Annotated in this window: 19 protein-coding genes; 17 read left to right on the top strand and 2 right to left on the bottom strand. The window is 49.0% G+C overall.

Features of this window, described 5'->3' with window-relative positions; translation table 11 throughout:
- Position 1 precedes the first annotated feature (1 nt).
- From purB to purD, 10 genes are read left to right on the top strand one after another with little or no spacing between them, the layout of a single operon-like run.
- Positions 2–1,297, top strand: coding sequence for an adenylosuccinate lyase (purB, locus tag HOP45_RS05500; RefSeq protein WP_181347919.1), 1,296 nt, complete (start codon positions 2–4; stop codon positions 1,295–1,297).
- Positions 1,298–1,323: 26 nt separating this feature from the next.
- The gene (gene purC, locus HOP45_RS05495; protein WP_304650460.1) at positions 1,324–2,043 is read left to right on the top strand and encodes a phosphoribosylaminoimidazolesuccinocarboxamide synthase; all 720 of its coding nucleotides are present in this window, start codon (positions 1,324–1,326) and stop codon (positions 2,041–2,043) included.
- Positions 2,036–2,281: a phosphoribosylformylglycinamidine synthase subunit PurS gene (purS, locus tag HOP45_RS05490; protein WP_181347917.1), complete on the top strand. Its 246-nt coding sequence runs from the start codon at positions 2,036–2,038 to the stop codon at positions 2,279–2,281. Before purC ends, purS begins: the two co-directional genes overlap by 8 nt.
- On the top strand, positions 2,282–2,968 hold the full coding sequence (gene purQ / locus HOP45_RS05485; RefSeq protein ID WP_181347916.1) for a phosphoribosylformylglycinamidine synthase subunit PurQ: 687 nt from the start codon (positions 2,282–2,284) through the stop codon (positions 2,966–2,968).
- Complete coding sequence (gene purL / locus HOP45_RS05480; protein WP_181347915.1) at positions 2,952–5,180, top strand: phosphoribosylformylglycinamidine synthase subunit PurL; 2,229 nt, start codon at positions 2,952–2,954, stop codon at positions 5,178–5,180. Before purQ ends, purL begins: the two co-directional genes overlap by 17 nt.
- The gene (gene purF / locus HOP45_RS05475; RefSeq protein ID WP_181347914.1) at positions 5,156–6,568 is read left to right on the top strand and encodes an amidophosphoribosyltransferase; all 1,413 of its coding nucleotides are present in this window, start codon (positions 5,156–5,158) and stop codon (positions 6,566–6,568) included. Before purL ends, purF begins: the two co-directional genes overlap by 25 nt.
- An 18-nt stretch (positions 6,569–6,586) precedes the next feature.
- A complete protein-coding gene (gene purM, locus HOP45_RS05470; protein WP_181347913.1) occupies positions 6,587–7,609 on the top strand; it encodes a phosphoribosylformylglycinamidine cyclo-ligase in 1,023 nt (340 codons plus the stop codon).
- Complete coding sequence (purN, locus tag HOP45_RS05465; RefSeq protein ID WP_370457955.1) at positions 7,600–8,184, top strand: phosphoribosylglycinamide formyltransferase; 585 nt, start codon at positions 7,600–7,602, stop codon at positions 8,182–8,184. The genes purM and purN overlap by 10 nt, the downstream gene beginning before the upstream one ends.
- The gene (purH, locus tag HOP45_RS05460) at positions 8,181–9,719 is read left to right on the top strand and encodes a bifunctional phosphoribosylaminoimidazolecarboxamide formyltransferase/IMP cyclohydrolase (protein ID WP_181347912.1); all 1,539 of its coding nucleotides are present in this window, start codon (positions 8,181–8,183) and stop codon (positions 9,717–9,719) included. The genes purN and purH overlap by 4 nt, the downstream gene beginning before the upstream one ends.
- Before the next feature lie 18 nt (positions 9,720–9,737).
- Entirely contained in the window at positions 9,738–11,024 is a 1,287-nt protein-coding gene (gene purD, locus HOP45_RS05455) for a phosphoribosylamine--glycine ligase (protein ID WP_181347911.1), read from the top strand.
- On the opposite strand, the gene HOP45_RS20980 is transcribed toward purD, so the two are convergent.
- Together HOP45_RS20980 and HOP45_RS05450 are read right to left on the bottom strand one after the other, a co-directional pair.
- Positions 10,983–11,093: an EYxxD motif small membrane protein gene (locus HOP45_RS20980; RefSeq protein ID WP_370457954.1), complete on the bottom strand. Its 111-nt coding sequence runs from the start codon at positions 11,091–11,093 to the stop codon at positions 10,983–10,985. The genes purD and HOP45_RS20980 overlap by 42 nt on opposite strands.
- 76 nt (positions 11,094–11,169) lie before the next feature.
- On the bottom strand, positions 11,170–11,415 hold the full coding sequence (locus HOP45_RS05450; protein WP_255437500.1) for a YgaP family membrane protein: 246 nt from the start codon (positions 11,413–11,415) through the stop codon (positions 11,170–11,172).
- Positions 11,416–11,497: 82 nt separating this feature from the next.
- Between HOP45_RS05450 and HOP45_RS05445 the strand changes: the two genes are divergently transcribed.
- The 7 genes from HOP45_RS05445 to HOP45_RS05415 all read left to right on the top strand — a co-directional run bounded on the left by HOP45_RS05445 (position 11,498) and on the right by HOP45_RS05415 (position 21,039).
- Entirely contained in the window at positions 11,498–13,243 is a 1,746-nt protein-coding gene (locus tag HOP45_RS05445) for an adenine deaminase C-terminal domain-containing protein (protein ID WP_181347909.1), read from the top strand.
- A 35-nt stretch (positions 13,244–13,278) separates the two neighbouring features.
- Positions 13,279–14,361 carry a DUF3048 domain-containing protein gene (locus tag HOP45_RS05440; protein ID WP_255437499.1) on the top strand — a complete coding sequence of 361 codons (1,083 nt, stop codon included), beginning with the start codon at positions 13,279–13,281 and terminating at the stop codon, positions 14,359–14,361.
- 33 nt (positions 14,362–14,394) lie between these two features.
- Positions 14,395–14,697: a YerC/YecD family TrpR-related protein gene (locus HOP45_RS05435; RefSeq protein ID WP_181347908.1), complete on the top strand. Its 303-nt coding sequence runs from the start codon at positions 14,395–14,397 to the stop codon at positions 14,695–14,697.
- A gap of 214 nt (positions 14,698–14,911) precedes the next feature.
- Positions 14,912–15,601 (top strand): heptaprenylglyceryl phosphate synthase, encoded by a 690-nt coding sequence (gene pcrB, locus HOP45_RS05430; RefSeq protein WP_181347907.1) that lies wholly within the window; start codon positions 14,912–14,914, stop codon positions 15,599–15,601.
- Positions 15,602–15,625: 24 nt separating this feature from the next.
- A complete protein-coding gene (gene pcrA / locus HOP45_RS05425) occupies positions 15,626–17,857 on the top strand; it encodes a DNA helicase PcrA (protein WP_181347906.1) in 2,232 nt (743 codons plus the stop codon).
- 13 nt (positions 17,858–17,870) lie between these two features.
- Positions 17,871–19,874, top strand: a complete 2,004-nt coding sequence (ligA, locus tag HOP45_RS05420) for an NAD-dependent DNA ligase LigA (protein ID WP_181347905.1) — start codon at positions 17,871–17,873, stop codon at positions 19,872–19,874.
- Between the two features lie 13 nt (positions 19,875–19,887).
- Positions 19,888–21,039: a CamS family sex pheromone protein gene (locus tag HOP45_RS05415; protein ID WP_181347904.1), complete on the top strand. Its 1,152-nt coding sequence runs from the start codon at positions 19,888–19,890 to the stop codon at positions 21,037–21,039.
- Positions 21,040–21,084 lie beyond the last annotated feature (45 nt).

The following is a 21,084-nucleotide window of genomic DNA, read 5'->3' as shown; positions in this document are numbered from 1 at the left end:
CATGATCGATCGTTACACACGCCCGGAAATGGGAGAAATTTGGACAGAAGAAAATAAATATAAGGCCTGGCTGGAAGTAGAATTACTTGCTTGTGAAGCGTGGAGTGAATTAGGCGCCATACCTGAGCAGGATGTAAAAAAACTTCGTGCCGATGCCAGTTTCGATATCAATCGCATTTATGACATAGAACAAGAGACGCGTCACGACGTCGTCGCCTTTACACGAGCCGTCTCGGAGACTGTTGGGGAGGAACGGAAATGGGTTCATTACGGTCTCACCTCGACAGATGTAGTGGACACGGCCCTTTCCTATCAACTCAAGCAGGCGAATGCGATCATTCGTCGTGATCTTGAACGTTTCATATCCATTCTAGCTGACAAAGCGCGCGAGCATAAACATACCGTGATGATGGGCCGTACGCATGGTGTCCATGCGGAGCCTACGACTTTCGGTTTGAAGCTCGCGCTTTGGTATGAAGAGATGAAGCGGAATATGGAACGATTTGAGCTAGCTGTTCGCGGCATTGAAGTCGGAAAATTATCAGGTGCAGTCGGGACATACGCCAACATTGACCCCTATGTTGAAGAATTCGTGTGCCGCGAGCTTGGACTTGAAGCGGCTCCCGTTTCCACCCAGACGCTGCAGCGTGATCGCCATGCCCACTACGTGGCAACGCTGTCACTCATCGCAACGTCGATTGAAAAAATGGCCGTGGAAATCCGCAGCCTGCAAAAAACGGAAACGCGGGAAGTAGAGGAGTTCTTTGCGAAAGGCCAAAAAGGGTCCTCGGCCATGCCGCATAAACGAAACCCGATTGGCTCAGAAAATATGACGGGAATGGCGCGTGTGCTGCGCGGCGAAATGGTAACCGCCTATGAAAATGTGGCGCTTTGGCATGAACGTGATATTTCGCATTCCTCGGCTGAACGAGTCATCTTACCTGATGCGACGATTGCGTTGAATTATATGTTGAACCGCTTTGGAACCATCGTGAAAAATTTGACCGTCTTTCCGGAAAATATGGAACAGAACATGGAGAAAACATATGGCTTAATCTTCTCCCAGCGGGTGCTGTTAACCCTGATCGATGAAGGCATGGTGCGCGAGGAAGCCTATGATCTCGTCCAGCCCAAAGCGATGGAAGCTTGGGAAAAGGGCATCCCGTTCCGGACACTGGTCGAGGCGGACAACCACATCACCGCCACATTGAGCCCGGAACAAATTGAAGCATGTTTCGACTATACCCACCATTTGAAAAACGTCGACCGGATTTTTCAACGGATCGGATTGGAATAAAAGCGAGCAGAAAGGGTGACGTATTGATGAAAGGATCGCTGCTGTATGAAGGAAAAGCCAAGCAGGTCTATCGTGTGGAAGGTGAAGCGGAGCAGCTCATTTTATCCTATAAGAACGATGCGACCGCTTTCAATGGCAAGAAGAAGGATCAGTTTAATGGCAAAGGCCGCTTGAATAACTTGATTTCCGCCAATGTGTTTGCGTATTTGCACCAGCATGATGTTCGCTCGCATTTTATTAAAACGTTGAATGACACAGAGCAGCTTGTTGAAAAAACGACCATCATCCCTTTGGAAGTCGTCGTGCGCAACGTGGCAGCTGGAAGTATCGTCAAAAGGCTCGGATTGGAAGAAAAGCAGCCGTTCGACTCTCCTCTCATTGAACTTTTTTATAAAAATGACGATCTTAACGATCCGCTCATCAATGATGAACACGCTTATTTGCTGGCAGATGTAACCGAAGAAGAACTGAACGTACTGAAGCGGATGACACTTACCGTGAATACACAATTACGATCGTTGTTCGCCGATGTGAATCTGCAGCTCGTGGATTTCAAATTAGAGTTTGGCAGACGACAGGATGGGTCGCTCGTCTTATCGGATGAAATCTCCCCTGATACCTGCCGTTTGTGGGACAGGGAAACAGGCGAAAAAATGGACAAAGACGTGTTCCGTCAAGGATTAGGCGATTTGGTCGACGTTTACGAAGTTATTTTACAGCGACTGGAGGAGAAAGCACATGCATAAAGTGAAGGTCTACATTACGCTCAAAGAAGGGGTCCTGGATCCTCAGGGAAAAGCGGTACAAAATTCCCTGCATGCTTTGGAATACGACAACGTGGCGGATGTTCGGGTTGGAAAATATATGGAAGTCTTGCTGAACGATGAAGGCAATCTGGACGCGCAAGTGGATGAGATGTGCGACCGCTTACTTGCCAATCCCGTAATTGAAGATTATTCCTATATGATCGAGGAGGTATCCTGAGTGAAATTTGCTGTGCTCGTGTTCCCAGGCTCTAATTGCGACCGGGACATGTATTTCGCTGTAAAAGACAGCTTAGGAGAGGAAGCCGAGCTTGTCTGGTATCAGGATGATGTCGACCTCACAGACTATGATGCGCTGCTGCTCCCGGGAGGATTTTCGTATGGCGATTATCTACGCTCAGGAGCCATCGCGTCCACGTCCGGAATTTTGAGGCAAATCATCAAGGCGGCTGATGAAGGCAAACCGGTTCTCGGTGTATGCAACGGGTTTCAAGTACTGCTTGAAGCTGGTCTCCTGCCAGGCGCCATGCTGCCGAACCGTGATTTGAAATTCATGTGTCATTTTGAAGAATTGGTCGTTGAAAATAATCAATCCATGTTTACACGTCAGTATGCGCCAAATGAGCGAATCAGCCTTCCGATTGCTCACGGAGATGGCAACTATTTTTGTGATGAAGCAACGTACGAGCGTTTACAAGCTAATCAGCAAATCGCGTTTACGTATGCAGCCAACCCGAATGGCTCGGTCGGCGATATTGCAGGCATATTGAACGAACAAGGGAATGTACTCGGGATGATGCCGCACCCGGAACGCGCTGTTGAGCAGCTGCTTGGCAATGAAGATGGGCTTCGTTTATTCCAGTCGATCGTAACGTATTGGAGGGATCATTATGCCATCAACGCTTGAAGTCAATCCGGAAAAAATTGAAGAAAACCGTCTTTACGCGGAGATGGGCTTGAGCGATCAGGAATATGACAGCATTAAGACCATCCTGAGCCGCCGCCCAAATTATACAGAAGTCGGTTTGTTTTCGGTCATGTGGTCGGAGCACTGCAGCTATAAAAATTCCAAACCTGTATTAAGCAAATTCCCGACAGAAGCCGCTCACGTTCTTCAGGGACCGGGGGAAGGCGCTGGAGTGATTGATATCGGGGATGAGCAAGCCGTCGTCTTCAAAATTGAGAGCCATAACCACCCTTCGGCTGTCGAACCGTATCAAGGCGCCGCGACAGGGGTTGGCGGAATTCTGCGCGATGTCTTTTCCATGGGTGCCCGCCCGATCGCACTGTTGAATTCGCTTCGCTTCGGTTCGCTGAAACATCCGCGCGTCAAGTATTTGTTTGAAGAGGTCGTTCATGGCATCGCCGGGTATGGTAATTGTGTCGGCGTGCCGACTGTCGGTGGAGAGGTACAATTTGATGATGCTTATGCGGGTAATCCGCTAGTCAATGCGATGTGTGTCGGCTTGATTAACCACCAGGATATACAAAAAGGCATCGCATCCGGCGTTGGGAATACCGTCATGTACGTTGGAGCGAAAACAGGTCGTGATGGCATTCATGGCGCAACTTTTGCTTCCGAAGAGCTTACAGAAGAATCGGAGAGTAAGCGGCCATCTGTGCAAGTCGGCGATCCTTTTATGGAGAAACTGTTGATCGAAGCGTGCCTTGAAGTGATTCATCACGATGCGCTCGTCGGGATTCAGGATATGGGGGCAGCCGGTCTTACGTCCTCTGCAAGTGAGATGGCTAGTAAAGCCGGCACAGGCATGGAGATGAATTTAGATTTAGTCCCACAGCGTGAACGCGGCATGACCGGCTATGAAATGATGCTGTCTGAATCTCAGGAACGCATGCTGCTTGTTGTAGAAACCGGTCGTGAACAGGAGATTGCTGATATTTTCGATAAATACGATCTAGAAGCCGTGGCTGTCGGGCATGTGACAGAAGAACGCCAATTCCGTCTGCGTCATCACGATGTGGTCATCGCGGATGTTCCTGTTGATGCGCTGGCAGAAGACGCACCTGTCTATCACCAGCCTTCTCAAGTACCGGCTTATTTCACGGAAAACCAGGAGCGGGACCCTTATTACCCGGTCATTGATGACCTCTCAGAGACGCTGCATGCGCTGTTAAAGCAGCCCACCATTGCCAGCAAGGAATGGGTCTATGATCAGTACGATTCCATGGTACAGACGAATACCGTTGTCACTCCTGGCTCGGATGCTGCTGTACTCCGAGTTCGCGGAACGGGTAAAGCGTTGGCGATGACGACGGATTGCAACTCACGCTACATTTACCTTGACCCTGAGACAGGCGGGAAAATTGCCGTGGCTGAAGCAGCACGAAATATTGTCTGCTCAGGCGGGAAACCACTCGGTATCACGGACGGCTTAAACTTCGGTTCGCCTGAAAACCCGGAAATCTACTGGCAAATGGAAAAAAGCGTCGACGGGATGAGTGAAGCATGCCGGACGCTTAATACACCCGTCATCAGCGGAAACGTTTCCTTGTACAACGAAGCGCACGGCGGCCAGGCCATTTACCCGACGCCCGTCGTCGGCATGGTCGGATTGATCGAAGACCTTGAACACATTACCCGGTCTGATTTCCAAGAGCCAGGAGACGTCATTTTCTTGCTTGGGGATGCGCGTCCTGAATTCGGAGGCAGTGAATTGCAAGGGCTCCTAGAAGGTCAGCATTTCGGCCAGGCCCCGGAGCTTGATTTAGAAACGGAACTTGCCCGCCAACAAGCGGTGCAGCAGGCGATTGCAGCCGGGTTGCTTCAGTCTGCCCATGACGTGGCAGAAGGCGGTCTAGCTGTCGCCCTTGCGGAAAGCATGTTCACTAACGGTTTAGGTTGTGAGGTGGACGTCGACGGGGACCTCACGACGGAACTATTTTCTGAAACGCAATCTCGCTTTGTCGTTTCTGTCGCTCAGGAAAATGTTGCAGCATTTGAAACGATGGTGCCGGAAGCGAAACAGATCGGCACCGTCACGGATTCTGGTGTTTATACACTTACCTCAAGTGGTCGGACAATTGTGGAAGAGCCAACAACATCATTGCGAGACACTTGGAAAGGAGCTATTCCATGCTTGGTGAAATCAAAGGCCTAAACGAAGAATGCGGAATTTTTGGTGTATGGGGTCATGAAGAAGCAGCGTCCATCACGTATTACGGTTTGCACGCCTTGCAGCACAGAGGTCAGGAAGGAGCCGGTATCGTAACGAGCAACGGGGAAGAATTGCAGCTGGCCAAAGGGCAAGGCTTGATTACGGAGGTTTTCAAGCAGGATCAAGTCCAGGAATTGCAAGGGGATAAAGCCCTCGGACACGTTCGATACGCGACATACGGCGATCGCGGCTATGAAAATGTGCAGCCGCTCTTATTCCGTTCACAAAAAGAAAGCCTAGCGCTTGCGCATAATGGTAACCTGGTTAATGCTCAAGCCTTAAAAACCCAGCTAGAAGCACAGGGCAGTATTTTGCAGACGACGTCTGATACAGAAGTGCTCGCCCATCTCATTAAGCGAAGCGGCCATTTGAATTTGACCGAGGCGTTAAGCCAGGCCCTATCTATGGTCAAAGGCGCCTACAGTTTCATGATGATGACTGAAGAGCAAATGTTCATTGCCGTCGATCCGCGCGGGCTGCGGCCGTTGTCGATCGGCCAAATCGGTGATGCATACGTCTTTTCCTCGGAAACGTGCGCGTTTGACGTCGTCGGGGCCACGCATTTACGCGACGTAGAACCAGGCGAACTTCTGGTGGTCAGTGACGATGGCCTGGAAACGAAACGCTTCGCTCAAAAGATTCAACGGACGCTATGCTCGATGGAATATGTCTATTTTTCCCGTCCGGACAGCAATCTTGATGGCACTAATGTGCACACGTCTCGAAAGCGGATGGGGATGAAACTTGCCGAAGAATCGCCCGTTGAAGCGGACGTCGTCACCGGTGTACCGGATTCCAGTATTTCAGCTGCAATCGGGTACGCTGAGGCAGCAAGCTTGCCCTATGAACTCGGGTTAATTAAAAACCGTTACGTGGGCCGTACGTTCATTCAGCCCTCACAGGAGTTGAGGGAACAAGGTGTGAAAATGAAACTGTCTGCTGTAAGCGGCATTGTCGATGGCAAACGTGTGGTGATGGTCGATGATTCGATAGTGCGGGGCACAACGAGCCGGCGTATCGTCAAAATGCTGAAGGAAGCGGGAGCGACAGAAGTCCATGTCCGGATTGCCTCCCCGCCGATCGTCAACCCTTGTTACTATGGCATTGACACTTCCACTAGGGGAGAACTCATCGCAGCTAAGCACGATTTAGACGAAATCCAAGAGATCATCGGCGCTGATAGTCTCGCGTATTTATCTGTCGATGGCCTCGATCATGCCATCTATCAAGGCCAGAATTCCTTGGATCATGGCGGGTGTCAAGCCTGTTTTACCGGGGATTACCCGACGGAAATTTATCCAAGTACGTTGCCGCCATATGAAAAAGCCTAAACAGAGAGAGGGAGCGTTATGAGCGATCATTATAAACAATCGGGTGTTGATGTGGAAGCCGGTTACCGCGCGGTTGACCTCATGAAAAAACATGTCGCCCGCACGTCGCGCCCTGAAGTCATCGGTGGCATAGGGGCGTTCGCCGGGCTGTTCGATATCAGTTCGTTTTCTTACCAGCACCCCGTCCTGGTGACCGGCACAGACGGGGTCGGAACCAAGTTGAAACTGGCCTTTCTCATGAACCGCCATGATACGATCGGGGTCGATGCTGTGGCCATGTGTGTCAACGATATTATCGCCCAGGGTGCAGATCCACTATTATTTCTCGATTATATTGCCTGTGGAAAAAATGAGCCAGACAAAATCGAGCAGATCGTGAAAGGCATCGCTGATGGATGTGAAGCATCCGGTTGTGCGCTTGTCGGGGGCGAAACCGCAGAAATGCCCGGGGTGTACGATGAACAGGAGTATGATGTCGCCGGATTCGTGGTCGGCATGGCGGATAAAGCGGGCTTGATTACAGGGGAACACATTGAAGCGGGCGATTGCTTGATTGGCCTTCCGTCTAGCGGGGTCCATTCAAATGGTTTTTCCCTCGTCCGTCGCGTTGTGGCTGAGCGCGAACTGGATTTAAACACAACCTATCCTGGTTTGGATCATCCCCTAGGAGAGGTGCTGCTCACACCGACTAAAATTTATACGAAAGCCATCCAGGCCGTGAAACAAGCTGTGACCGTCAAAGGGATTTCTCACATTACAGGCGGCGGTTTCGAGGAAAATATCCCCCGTGTATTGCCGGAGGGACTAGGCGTGCAGCTTCACCGTGGCGTGTGGTCGATCCCAGCTATCTTTCAATTTTTGATGGACCACGGCAAGCTTACGGAAGATGACATGTATGGCGTCTTTAACATGGGAATCGGTATGAGCCTGGTGGTAGCCCAAGATGATGTAGATACAGCCTTATCAGCGTTGCAAGCTGCTGGAGAAGAACCAGTCGTCATGGGGCATGTCACAGAGAATCAGGGTATCCAATGGCTATGAAACAGCTCGCCGTTTTTGCCTCAGGAACTGGAAGTAATTTTGATGCCATCATGCAAGCCAAACAGGCTGGGACACTTGATGCAAAAGTGGAGCTCGTTGTTTGCGATCGGCCGGGGGCACCGGTGATAGCCAAAGCTGAACAGGCGGGTGTGCCTGTGCTGGTTCTTAGGCCGAAAGATTTTGACGGGAAAGCGCTCTATGAAGAACACGTCCTTTCAGCTTGCAGGGCGCATGATATTGATGGCATCATCCTCGCGGGTTATATGCGTTTGATCGGCCCGACATTACTCGCGTCGTATCAGCAGCGCATCCTCAACATTCACCCTTCTTTGCTACCGGCTTTCCCCGGTAAAGATGCTGTAGGACAAGCCCTGGACAAAGGAGTTAAAATGACAGGCGTGACCGTGCATTACGTCGATGATGGCATGGATACAGGTCCGATCATCGCACAGGAAGCGGTGCCGGTAGCCGATGACGATACGAAAGAAAGTCTGCAAGCAAAGATACAAGCCGTCGAACACCGCTTGTATCCAGAGGTTATCCAATCTTTAAGCATGAAGGAGGAGTCTTTGTGAGCAACGAGAAAAGGGCGTTACTCAGTGTGTCAAATAAAGAAGGGCTGGAATCGTTTGCCCGTGGTTTAGTAGCGGCAGGCTACAGCCTGATCTCCACAGGTGGGACGAAACGTTTGCTGGAAGAGGCAGGGCTTCACGTCGGCTCTGTTTCCGAGGTGACCCGGTTCCCTGAGATTATGGATGGCCGAGTCAAAACGCTGCATCCTTCTATCCACGGCGGCCTGCTTGGAAAAAGAGAGAATCCTGAGCACATGAACCAGCTGGCAGAGCTCGATATTGAGCCGATTGACCTCGTCGTTGTCAACTTATATCCGTTCGAAGAAACGATTGCAAACCCAGACGTGGCGGAAAGTGAAGCGATTGAAAATATTGATATTGGCGGCCCCACCATGCTCAGAGCAGCTGCTAAAAGCTTTCAGGACGTCACAGTTGTCGTGGATCCTGGCGATTATGAAACGGTTTTGCAAGGATTGACGGACGAGACACTGACGCTTTCAGAACGGCGCAGACTCGCAGCGAAAGTGTTCCGTCACACCGCTCAATATGACAGCTTTATTGCCGAATACTTCGCTGGCTTAACCGAAGAGCCTTATCCTGAATCGTACAGTGTCAGCTATGAGAAGGTCCAATCGTTGCGTTACGGGGAAAATCCGCATCAATCGGCAGCCTTTTATAAAAAAGCAAATTACACTGGCGCCTCTCTCGGACAAGCCGAGCAACTGCACGGAAAAGAGCTTTCGTATAACAACATCCAAGACGCTAATGCTGCCCTTGAAGTGGTCACTGAATTCACCCGGCCCGCCGCAGTAGCTGTGAAGCATATGAACCCGTGTGGCGTGGGAACGGCTGAAGATATCAGTTCTGCTTATGAAAAAGCCTATGAAGGGGACCCTGTCTCGATTTTTGGCGGCATCGTAGCGTTAAATCGTGAAGTGGATGAAAAAACGGCCGCCAAATTGAATGAGATTTTTCTCGAGATCGTCATTGCGCCGTCCTTTAGTGACGGGGCGCACCGTATTTTGACTAAAAAGAAAAACATCCGACTCCTTGTTGTTGATATGACAGGCAAAGAAGAAAACGAACATAAACTAACGTCGGTCGCCGGCGGTCTGCTCGTTCAGGAGGTCGACGACGGAAACCTGAATACAGTGGAATTGGAAGTAGCGACGGACCGTACACCGACGGAGCAAGAATTGGAAGATCTTCGGCTTGGGTGGCAGGTCGTAAAGCATGTGAAGTCCAATGCGATCGTCATAGCGAAAGCTGATCATACGCTCGGGATCGGCGCAGGTCAAATGAACCGCGTAGGTGCAGCTAAAATCGCGCTTGAACAGGCAGGCGAAAAAGCACAAGGCGCCATACTCGCATCTGACGCTTTCTTTCCGATGCCGGACACGGTTGAAACAGCAGCTGCCTCAGGTGTCAAAGCTATCATTCAGCCTGGAGGCTCCAAACGTGATCAGGACTCCATTGATGCGTGCAACAAACATGGCATAGCCATGGTCTTTACCCGTATGCGTCATTTCAAACATTAAATGAAGGAGTGTTGAACCATGAACGTGATGGTCATCGGCCGGGGAGGCCGGGAACATAGCATTGTCCAAAAACTATCGGAAAGCGATCGCGTCGAAACGATTTTCGCAGTGCCGGGGAATGCCGGCATGGAGAGCGAAGCGGATCGTGTCGTGATTGATGAAAGCGATCGTGATGCTCTCGTTGACTTTGCACGTCAGAACGAAGTCGACCTGACGATTGTCGGACCCGAGCAAGCATTGCTGGACGGCGTGGTGGATGCATTTCAAAATGCCGGGCTGAGCATTTTCGGACCGACCCAAGCGGCTGCGAAAATCGAAGGCAGTAAGCGCTATGCCAAAGAAATCATGCACAACTGGTCGATCCCTACCGGCGCCTACCAGGCATTTTCGCAGCTTGATCCGGCTTTAGCTTACATTGAAGACGTCGGTGCGCCGATTGTTATTAAAGCGGACGGTCTGGCTGCTGGGAAAGGTGTTGTTGTGGCTGAATCCGTCAGTGAGGCAAAACGTGCAGCAGAGGATATGCTAATTCATGGCCAATTCGGCGAGGCAAGCAGGGAAATTGTCATTGAGGAATTTTTAGAAGGCGAAGAATACTCCCTGATGGCGTTTGTTCATGAAGACCATGTCTATCCGATGCTGCCGGCCAAGGATCATAAACGAGCGTTTGATCAAGACAAAGGACCAAACACCGGAGGGATGGGAGCCTTCGCTCCCGTCCCCGGCCTTAGTCATGCTGACATCGAGCACGATGTGCAGACGATTCTGCAGCCGGCTGCGGAGGCTTTGCTCGCTGAAGGGCACGGCTTTACCGGCATTTTGTATGCGGGGTTGATTGCCACAGACCAGGGAGCAAAAGTAATCGAATTCAATGCTCGGTTTGGGGATCCGGAAACCCAAGTGGTTTTACCCTTATTAGACAATGATCTGACGAAAGTCATTGAAGCTGTTATGGACGGCCGAAATCCTGGGCTGAGTTGGAAAGACCGTTATTGTGGAGGCGTCGTTGTAGCATCTACGGGCTACCCAGGTTCCTATGATAAAGGCGTTGCTCTCCCTGACTTGTCATCTGCGAACGGTAATTTTGTTCATGCTGGGACCGAAACAGATGGCGGGAAGTATGTATCTGCCGGGGGAAGAGTTTTACTGGCAGAGGCGACAGCGGATCGTTTACCTGACGCTTTTAAGGCAATCTATCAAAGTCTGGCGGTCTTCGATGACACACCGGCCTTTTTTTACCGCAAAGATATCGGGCCAAGCGCATCATTGCCGGCTTCGTTTGCGATGAAGAAGAACATAGATTAAGGCAGAAATCGTGCCGATGATGGCGATGATGACGAAGCCGACATCAATCAAGTATTCAAAGATATCCATGGAACATTCACTCCTTTATATTGAAACGGGACGCAAAATAGCTACTTTGCGTCCCTTATTTTTGGTGCATCAAATTTTAGGATAAATCTGCAGGCTCTTCGCTGTATAACTCGTCTTGTTTTTGCGAATGTTCGACCATCGCTGTCACCGGACAGTAGCGCACGACCCCTTCCGCCACTTTCATAGCCCCCAGACCGACCATGGCATAATTTCTGATGGACCCAGGACGTTTAGTGAGTCGAACGGAAAACAGACTGACCATAGTCAATCCTGCACTAATCCTTACCATTGCATTGATGATGCCGATATTAGGTTGTGTCAATTTTATAACTCCCTTCAAAACAGTAATGCGTGAAAATGCTGCTTGTGTTAAGATGGACAAAATAATTATTGGAGGACGATTCATGAAGGAGCAACGATTTCGCTGGCGCAACAAGCAAATCCGCGAGCATGTCAGTGTTCTCGACGGCAAGCTTGCGCCGACCAAACTCATTCAAGATACAACATTTCTTAATGTATATATGAAACAGTGGACGGAAGGTAACATTTGGATCTACCAGGACAGAATCGTCTATGCAGGTGATGAATTCCCTGATAATACAAAAGGTACGGAAATGATTGATGGATCCAGCAGTTACATCGTACCTGGCTATGTTGAGCCCCACGCCCACCCATTTCAACTATATAATCCCCAAAGTCTGGGCGAATATGCAGCCCAGACGGGAACGACCACGTTGATCAATGATAATTTGATGTGGCTTTTTTTGTTGGATAAAAAGAAAGCGTTTTCTTTGCTGGAGGAACTGATGAATATTCCCGCCTCGATGTTTTGGTGGGCCCGATTTGATCCTCAATCCATTTTGCCTAAGGAGGATCAGTACCAGCTGGAAAGTCAGGTGAAGGATTGGATTGAGCATGATGCCGTGATTCAGGGCGGTGAGCTGACAGCCTGGCCGGATGTGCTATATGACGGGGATGACCAAATGCTTCATTGGATGCAGGAAACAAAGCGGATGCGCAAGCCGCTAGAAGGGCATTTACCCGGGGCTTCATGGAAAACACTCGTAAAGATGAAGCTGATGGGCATTGATTCCGATCACGAATCTATGACAGCTGATGAAGTTGTGGCGCGCTTGGCGTCGGGGTATAATGTCGGCCTGCGCTATTCGTCGATTCGCCCTGACTTGCCCAACATCCTGGAAGGCTTGCAGGCAAAAGGCCATACCCAATATGATCACATGATGCTGACAACAGACGGCTCTACCCCGGGCTTCTATGACCAGGGTGTAATCAACCCCTGTATCAAGATGGCGATTGAATCAGGCGTGGACCTCATTGATGCTTACATGATGGGATCCTACCAGCCAGCCCGGCATTTTGGCATTGAAGACAAAATCGGAAGCATTGCTCCGGGCCGAGTCGCTCACTTAAATTTTCTCTCGAAAAAAGAGGATCCGACTCCCCATTCTGTTATCGCAAAAGGCGAGTGGGTGAAGCACCAAAGTGAGGAAGTTTCACTCGCGTCTGAAGTGAACTGGGCCGGTCACGGCGTTGCAAAGCTGGAGCTCGATTGGGATCTTCGTAAGCAGGACTTGGAATTTTCGATTCCAGTCGGGATGAACATGGTCAATGATGTAATCATGAAACCTTACCCGATTAACCTGGATACGTCTGTTGATGAAATTCCCACAGACTATAAGGAAGCTTTTCTCGTCTTAATGGACAGGGAAGGGGAATGGAAGGTCAACACGGTCATGAAAGGTTTCACAGATGAATTGGGGGCGTTAGTGAGCTCGTACTCCAATACGGGGGACATCGTTCTGATCGGGAAACGGAAACATGACATGAGGTTGGCGTTCAATCGTATGAAGGAACTAGGCGGAGGTATTGTTCTCGCGCATCAAGGTGAGATTATTTTTGAACTTCCTTTACCTCTAGGAGGAATCATGTCGGATCAGAACATGCACGATTTGATCAAGGAAGAGCAAGAATTGAAACATCATTTAAAACACTTCGGCTTCCGCTTTGATGATCCGGTTTATACGCTGCTCTTTCTGTCCTCTGTCCACCTGCCGTTTATCCGGATTACACCGGTGGGCCTTATGGATGTAAAAAAGAAAGAGGTACTTTTCCCTGCTATAATGCGTTAAAATAAGAAATAACACGAGGGGGAAGAAGTGAGGAAATGAAACAAATGAAAAAGCATGTGATGATCTTGTTTGTCATTCTTTTGTTAGCAGCCTGTTCAAATAATCAAGAGGCCGGGGAACAACAGACAGAAGAACCCGATCAACAAGAAGAGACGGATGAGCAAAATGGGGAAAGTGAACCACCTGAGGAAAATGAAGAGCCTACACACGAAGGTGTGTACCCGCTGACGGGCGAACAGGCAAAAGGAAACGCGGATAACCGTGTATTAGCTGTCATGGTTAACAATTTGTCCAAAGCACGGCCGCAAACGGGTTTAACAAAGGCGGATATCGTTTATGAAGCTTTAGCAGAAGGCACAATTACGCGCTTTTTGGCTATGTATCACAGCAATAGTCCCGAGGAAATCGGTCCGGTTAGAAGCGCGCGTCCATATTTCTTTCAGTTGGCAGCGGGCATGGACGCTCTTTACACGTATCACGGCGCTTCGCATGCAATCAACCAACAGCTGGTTAACAGCGGTGTTGAATTTTTGAATGGGTCCACTTACGATAATGACGGTAAGTTATTTAAACGGGTGCCTTACCGGGAAGCGCCTCATGATTCCTATGTTTTGCCCGGAGGCGTCTCAGATGTAGCTGAAGCAAAAGGGTACGCGCTTGAGAACGAGATTGAGCCGCTTCCTTTTGCGAGTGAAGGGGAAACGAAATTGCAGAATGGACAATCCGTCAGTAATGTGGAGATTGTCTATGCCCAGTCGCCACAGAATATCGTCTCCTATCACTATGATGAAACGTCAGGAAAATTTGCGCGTTCAAGTGATGGTCAACCCACGGCCGAGTACCACACAGATGAACAGGTGGCAGTCGAAAATGTGTTTATCGTTGAAACAGGCCACCAGATTGTTGATGATGCCGGTCGACGCGAAATTGATTTGACCTCCGGAGGCGAGGGGTATTTGCTCCAGAAAGGGAAGCTTTATGAGGTGAACTGGCAAAATACTGATGGGAGAATTCTCCCTTATCAAGACGGAGAACCGGTGAGTTTCGTCCCAGGCCAAACATGGGTAAACATAGTACCAGAGAACCCAGGAATTGAACAATCGATTTCAGTTAACTAGAGAGTTGCACAATAATTAGGAGGTTTCATACAGATGCAAATTGATAAATTACGTGGCAAAACTTTGGATCAGCTATTTGAAGCGATTCTGACTCTAGAAGATGTTGAAGAATGTTATCGCTTTTTTGATGATTTGGCCACCATGAATGAAGTCCAGTCCTTGGCTCAGCGTCTTGAAGTAGCACGCATGCTTCGTGAGGGATATACCTATCATAAAATTGAGACAGAAACCGGTGCTTCCACTGCCACCATTTCCCGCGTAAAACGCTGTCTCAACTACGGAAACGACACCTACCAAATCACACTCGACCGCCTCCAGGAAAACAAAACCAAATAAAAGCGCAGGGAGCGCGCGACAAAGAGCGCGTACCTGGTACCAAACTGAAGATTTCGAAAGAGCCGGGTGTTCCATGTTCGTACATGGAACACCCGGCTCTTTTCAATTCCCCCATTTGGTACCAGGTACGCATTACGCATGCATTGGAGGTACGCACGGGTTGGTTTTTTTGCTATAATGTAGGAATGGAATATGGTTATTGGAGGATGCGGTTGTGTACAATGTAAATGAGTGGGAGCATGTGTTTAAGCTTGATCCCAATAAGGCGATATCAGATGAGAATTTGGAGAAGCTTTGCGAATCAGGGACGGATGCAATCATCGTAGGTGGGACGGATGATGTAACGCTTGACGATGTCCTTAATCTGTTGGCCAGAGTCCGGCGTTATTCGGTGGATTGCGTCATGGAAGTATCCAATCTCGAGTCGATCACACCGGGTTTCGATGCTTATTTCATCCCCATGGTGATGAACAGCCAGAGCAAAAAATGGATGATGGACATCCAGCATGAGGCTGTGAAAGAATACGGCGATCTGATGGACTGGGATGAAGTGTGCGTAGAAGGGTATTGTATCCTTAACCCAGACGCCAAAGCCTTTCACCATACCGACAGCAAGCTGCCTGACACGGAAGATGTGCTGGCGTATGCACGGATGGCGGAACATATGTATCAGCTGCCGGTTTTTTACTTAGAATACAGCGGCACGTACGGCGATGTTGAACTTGTACAAGCTGTGCAGGATGTCCTTAGCAACACGTCCCTCGTTTATGGGGGCGGCATTCAATCCCCTGAGCAAGCCCGCGAAATGAAACAACATGCCGATGTCATTGTCGTTGGCAATATCATATATGAGCAATTAAATTCAGCTTTGAAGACAGTCAAAGCCATCAAACATGACGCGTAAAATACAACAAAGGAAGGTGTCGACATGACCCAGACGACCGAAGCCTTGCTGAAAGGACTGAATAACGAACAGCGTGAAGCCGTGATCCATACAGACGGCCCATTGCTGATCATGGCTGGAGCAGGAAGTGGCAAAACACGCGTGCTCACGCATCGTATCGCTTATCTGCTCAATGAAAAAGATGTATCGCCGCGCAGCGTCCTGGCGATTACGTTTACCAATAAAGCAGCCCGCGAAATGAAGGAACGAGTCGAATCCCTCGTGGGGCCAGAAGCAGAGCAGATCTGGATGTCCACGTTCCACTCCATGTGCGTGCGGATTCTCCGCCGAGACATCGATCGCATCGGTTACGACCGCAACTTTTCCATTCTCGATTCAGGGGATCAGTTGTCGGTCATTAAACAGGTGTTGAAAGACTTGAATCTCGACCCGAAAAAATGGGACCCGAGGGCGATGCTGGGAGCGATCAGCGGCGCCAAGAACGAATTGCAGTCCCCCGATGATTATGCCAATCTGGCTGGTAATTTTCATGAAGAACAAGTCGCTCAAGTTTATAAAGCGTATCATCGCAAACTGCAAAAAAATCAATCGCTGGATTTTGATGATTTAATCATGCAGACGCTGAATTTGTTTGATCGTCTCCCTGAAGTCCTGGAATACTACCAACGCCGTTTTCAGTACATTCACGTGGATGAGTATCAAGATACGAACCATGCGCAGTATCAACTCGTCAAACAACTGGCTGAGCGATTTAAAAATTTATGCGTCGTCGGCGATTCCGACCAATCGATTTACGGTTGGCGCGGAGCAGATATCCAAAATATCTTGAACTTTGAAAGCGACTATCCGAACGCTAACGTCATCATGCTGGAACAAAATTATCGCTCTACCGAACTCATTTTGAATACGGCGAATCAGGTTATTCGGAATAATAGTGGGCGGAAGCCGAAAAAACTTTGGACAGCCAATCAAGGCGGGGAAAAAATCTGCTATCACCAGGCTGCAACCGAACGGGAAGAAGCGTTGTTCGTCACCGACCAAATCGAAAGCCTGGTCCGTCAAGGCGCACAGAAACACAAGGATATAGCCGTGCTCTATCGAACCAACGCCCAGTCCCGGACGATAGAGGAAACGTTCGTCAAAGCCGGCATCCCTTATCAAATGATTGGCGGGACGAAGTTCTATGACCGGAAAGAAATTAAGGATATTCTCGCGTATTTGCGGTTGATCGCTAATCCCAATGATGATTTGAGCTTTGGGCGCGTGATCAATGAACCGAAACGCGGCGTGGGCAAAACAAGCCTGGAAAAGCTCCAGACGTATGCCGCCGATCATGATATTTCGCTGTACGATGCAGCTGGCGAAGTCGACTTTGTCAATGGTGTCAGCGCAAGGGCAGCCAAAGCGATCATGAATTTCCGTACGATGGTCAAAAACTGGACCCAGCAGCAGGATTATTTATCCGCTACCGATATGGTCGCCCAAGTCATTGAAAAAACCGGCTATGAACAAATGCTGCGTAATGAGCAAAGCTTAGAAGCCCAAAGCCGTGTCGAAAATATCGAAGAATTCAAATCCGTGACGCAGAATTTTGAAGAAAACAGTGAAGATAAGACCTTGATTGCTTTCTTGACCGATCTCGCGTTGATCGCTGACATCGATCAAATGAATGAGGACCCCATGGGCGATGATAAAGTCGTGTTGATGACCCTGCACTCTGCCAAAGGGTTGGAATTTCCTGTCGTCTTTTTAATTGGGATGGAGGAGAATGTCTTCCCGCATAGCCGTTCTTTAATGGATGAAAATGAAATGGAAGAAGAACGACGGCTCGCGTACGTCGGAATCACGCGAGCAGAACAACAGTTATTTGTAACACATGCAAAAATGCGCACACTATATGGTAAGACCAATATGAATCCTGTCAGCCGGTTCATCAGTGAAATGCCGGAAGAGTGCATCGATGGTAAAGCAAACGAACAACAAGCCGCGCCGTTTTTCTCGAACAATCAAACCAGCACGTCCACATCCGGTGCGTCGCAGGAAAAACGACGGCCTAAGAAAATGCACGATAACTCAACAGGCGGTGAGAAAATCTCCTGGAACCCGGGAGATAAAGCTCAGCATAAAAAATGGGGCGAAGGTACCGTTGTGAAGGTGCAAGGTGAGGGTGACTCGATGGAACTCGACATTGCGTTTCCTGCGCCGACAGGAATCAAGCGCCTGCTGGCCCGTTATGCGCCAATAACAAAAGCATGAGGTGAAGGTGGCTATGAATCAATCCGAAGCAAAAGAACAAATCCAGGCCTTGAGAAAAGAAATCGAAGTCTATAACCATGAGTATTATGTCCTCGACAGTCCGAGCGTTCCGGACGCTGAATATGATAAAAAGCTGCGTCAATTGATCGACTTGGAAGAAGCGTTCCCTGATCTGGTTACGGCTGATTCCCCAACTCAGCGTGTAGGCGGCGAACCACTCGATGCCTTTGTCAAAGTTCAGCACGATATGCCGATGCTCAGCCTAGGAAATGCGTTTGACGAAGAGGAATTGCGCGATTTCGACCGGCGCGTCCGAGAAGGAACGTCAGAACCTGTGCGTTACGTCTGTGAGTTGAAGATTGACGGATTGGCCGTCTCATTAAAGTATGAAGACGGCGTGTTTGTGCGCGGCGCCACCCGGGGCGATGGCCAGACAGGGGAAGACATTACGACCAATTTGCGCACCATTCGCAGCATCCCGCTGCGTTTAAAGAACCGAGAGACGATTGAAGTGCGCGGCGAAGCCTTTATGCCGAAGCGATCATTTGACCATTTAAATGAACAAAAAAAGCAGAACAATGAAGAACCTTTCGCAAACCCAAGAAATGCGGCTGCGGGGTCTTTGCGTCAGCTTGACCCGAAAATCGCTGCTCGCCGCCATCTCGATATCTTTTTATATGGCGTCGGCGTGTGGGAAGATGAACCGACCGAGGCGCACAGTGAACGGTTGAAGCATATGGACAAGCTGGGACTCAAGACGAATCCGGAATGGAAGTTATGTAACACCATCGATGACGTAATCGACTATGTAAAAGGATGGGAAAACGAACGTCCCGACCTGGACTATGAAATCGATGGAATTGTCATAAAAGTCGACAACCTCGCACAACAGGAGACGCTGGGATTTACCGCGAAAAGCCCACGGTGGGCGACAGCGTACAAGTTTCCGGCTGAAGAAGCTGTCACGAAATTGACAGACATTGAATTAAGTGTCGGGCGTACTGGCACCGTCACCCCGACCGCCTTGCTCGATCCTGTCAAAGTGGCTGGTACCACAGTGCAACGGGCATCGCTTCATAACGAAGATTTGATCAAAGAGAAAGATATTCGAATAGGCGATACCGTCATTATCAAAAAAGCTGGCGACATTATTCCTGAGGTCGTTCGTGTTTTAGAGGACCAGCGTGATGGCAGTGAACAAACCTTCGATATGCCGGAACGATGCCCCGAGTGTGATAGTGAACTCGTCAGATTGGATGAAGAAGTCGCGTTGCGCTGTATCAATCCGAACTGCCCGGCGCAGCTGAGAGAAGGGTTGATTCACTTTGTCTCGCGTAATGCCATGAACATCGACGGCCTGGGGGAAAAAGTCATTGCTCAGCTTTTTAAAGAGAATCTCGTCTATACGATTGCAGATCTCTACAAACTAGACCGGGATGAGCTGCTCAAGCTTGATCGTATGGGAGCGAAATCCGTCGATAATTTACTTAGTGCCATTGAAGCATCAAAAGAAAATTCGTTGGAACGGTTATTATTCGGTCTGGGCATCCGTTTTGTAGGAGCCAAGGCCGCCAATACGCTCGCCCAGGAGTTTGAAACGATGGAACACCTGATGGAAGCGGATTATGATGAGTTGATCGCGCTATATGATATGGGTGAAAAGATTGCAGATTCCATAGCCCGTTATTTTGATGAACCAAAAGTCATTGAGCTCATTGAAGAATTGAAGCAGCTGGGTCTTAATATGGCATACAAAGGGCGCAAAAAAAGCGAACAGCCGACGGATTCATTATTTGCTGATAAAACGATCGTCTTAACTGGTACAATGGAAGAGTATACGCGCTCTGAAGCTAAAGGGATTGTTGAAGCCTCAGGCGGAAAAGTCACCGGAAGTGTAAGCAGCAACACCGATCTATTAATTGCGGGGGCCGATGCAGGCTCCAAATACGATAAAGCAGCCGAGCTTGGTGTCGAGATTTGGGACGAACAGCAATTTAAACAAGCACTGAACACATAGGGAGTGGAAATACATGAGAAAGCTGCCCGCACTGGGATTTAGCATGCTCCTGGTGCTAACGGCCTGTATGCCGGTATATGACAATAATGAAGAAGTCGTTCAAGAGACAGCGGAGGATAGCCAACGGGAAAACGCTGTGATCGCGAACCATACCTTATCCGACAATCGGTACCCGACGCTATTTTCGGAAAGTAATGGAGCCAACCATTCCAAAGCCAGAGGCGTCATTAACCGTCAAATTTCCAACCGCCTGGACATCGACGAACTAGAAACAGGATTAAGACGTCATTCCAAGGAGTACTTCAGCCCGGAAAATTACTATTTTCAACCAGGTCAATACCTTGATCAAAATACAGTGTATAGTTGGCTGGAACGTTACGAAGAAGGCGAGACTGAAAAGGGGTTAAACCCAGCATTAGAAGAATCGACAGAAGGTGAATTTCGCGACAATCCACGATATCTATCACATATCCTAGAGCAGAATTACATGCAAAAGAACGAAGATGATGTCGTGGAATTGAAAGGAGCCTCTATCGGGCTGGCGCTGAAATCCACATATGAATTTCAAACGGAAACAGGCGGCCCAACATATGAAGAGAACATTTCCCGCGAAGAAATGATCCAAAAAGGGAAAGAATATGCGCAACAAGTATTAGACCGCATGCGCGAAATTGAAGGATTGCAGGATAAACCACTCATGATAGCCCTTTACCGAGAAGAATCATCCGGCGCTATGACCCCGGGGAATTTTGTGATGAAAACCTATGTCGAAGGAGGAGCAACACAAATAGGAGAATGGGAAGAACTCAATGAAGATCATATTTTATTCCCATCTGATGAAGCAGAGGAAGATCATTTCGAAGATTCCGAGCTGATGAGCGATTTCCGCAACGAACTCTCGAAATATTTCCCTGACTTTGTCGGCTTCATCGGAGACGGCTTTTATGTAGATAAAGAACTGCAGAATATATCCATCGATGTTCCGATTCAGTTCAACTCAAAATCTGAAGTGATCGGATTCACGCAATACACCTATAGCCTCGTAAAGGATATGTTCGAAAATTATTATGATGTGGAAATCAATATTAAAAGTAAGGATCGCCAAGAAAGCCTGATCGTCAAGAAGGCGGGCGAAGAAGAACCTTTTGTTCATATTTATGATTAAGAAGAGGCTGGTTTAAAACAGAATAAATTGCAAAAGGTCCGAACG

Source organism: Thalassobacillus sp. CUG 92003 (genome assembly GCF_013618635.1).
Lineage (GTDB): Bacteria > Bacillota > Bacilli > Bacillales > Halobacillaceae > CUG-92003.
Note: the sequence above shows the minus strand (reverse complement) of the source record. Positions and strands in the feature narration are given on the sequence as shown.

Excerpts from the sequence above, each read along its gene's own strand:
- purB (WP_181347919.1), top strand. The coding sequence starts at position 2 with ATGATCGATCGTTACACACGCCCGGAAATGGGAGAAATTTGGACAGAA.
- purC (WP_304650460.1), top strand. The coding sequence starts at position 1,324 with ATGAAAGGATCGCTGCTGTATGAAGGAAAAGCCAAGCAGGTCTATCGT.
- purS (WP_181347917.1), top strand. The coding sequence starts at position 2,036 with ATGCATAAAGTGAAGGTCTACATTACGCTCAAAGAAGGGGTCCTGGAT.
- purL (WP_181347915.1), top strand. The coding sequence starts at position 2,952 with ATGCCATCAACGCTTGAAGTCAATCCGGAAAAAATTGAAGAAAACCGT.
- purF (WP_181347914.1), top strand. The coding sequence starts at position 5,156 with ATGCTTGGTGAAATCAAAGGCCTAAACGAAGAATGCGGAATTTTTGGT.
- purM (WP_181347913.1), top strand. The coding sequence starts at position 6,587 with ATGAGCGATCATTATAAACAATCGGGTGTTGATGTGGAAGCCGGTTAC.
- purN (WP_370457955.1), top strand. The coding sequence starts at position 7,600 with ATGGCTATGAAACAGCTCGCCGTTTTTGCCTCAGGAACTGGAAGTAAT.
- purD (WP_181347911.1), top strand. The coding sequence starts at position 9,738 with ATGAACGTGATGGTCATCGGCCGGGGAGGCCGGGAACATAGCATTGTC.
- HOP45_RS20980 (WP_370457954.1), bottom strand. The coding sequence starts at position 11,093 with ATGGATATCTTTGAATACTTGATTGATGTCGGCTTCGTCATCATCGCC.
- HOP45_RS05445 (WP_181347909.1), top strand. The coding sequence starts at position 11,498 with ATGAAGGAGCAACGATTTCGCTGGCGCAACAAGCAAATCCGCGAGCAT.
- HOP45_RS05440 (WP_255437499.1), top strand. The coding sequence starts at position 13,279 with ATGAAACAAATGAAAAAGCATGTGATGATCTTGTTTGTCATTCTTTTG.
- HOP45_RS05435 (WP_181347908.1), top strand. The coding sequence starts at position 14,395 with ATGCAAATTGATAAATTACGTGGCAAAACTTTGGATCAGCTATTTGAA.
- pcrA (WP_181347906.1), top strand. The coding sequence starts at position 15,626 with ATGACCCAGACGACCGAAGCCTTGCTGAAAGGACTGAATAACGAACAG.
- ligA (WP_181347905.1), top strand. The coding sequence starts at position 17,871 with ATGAATCAATCCGAAGCAAAAGAACAAATCCAGGCCTTGAGAAAAGAA.
- HOP45_RS05415 (WP_181347904.1), top strand. The coding sequence starts at position 19,888 with ATGAGAAAGCTGCCCGCACTGGGATTTAGCATGCTCCTGGTGCTAACG.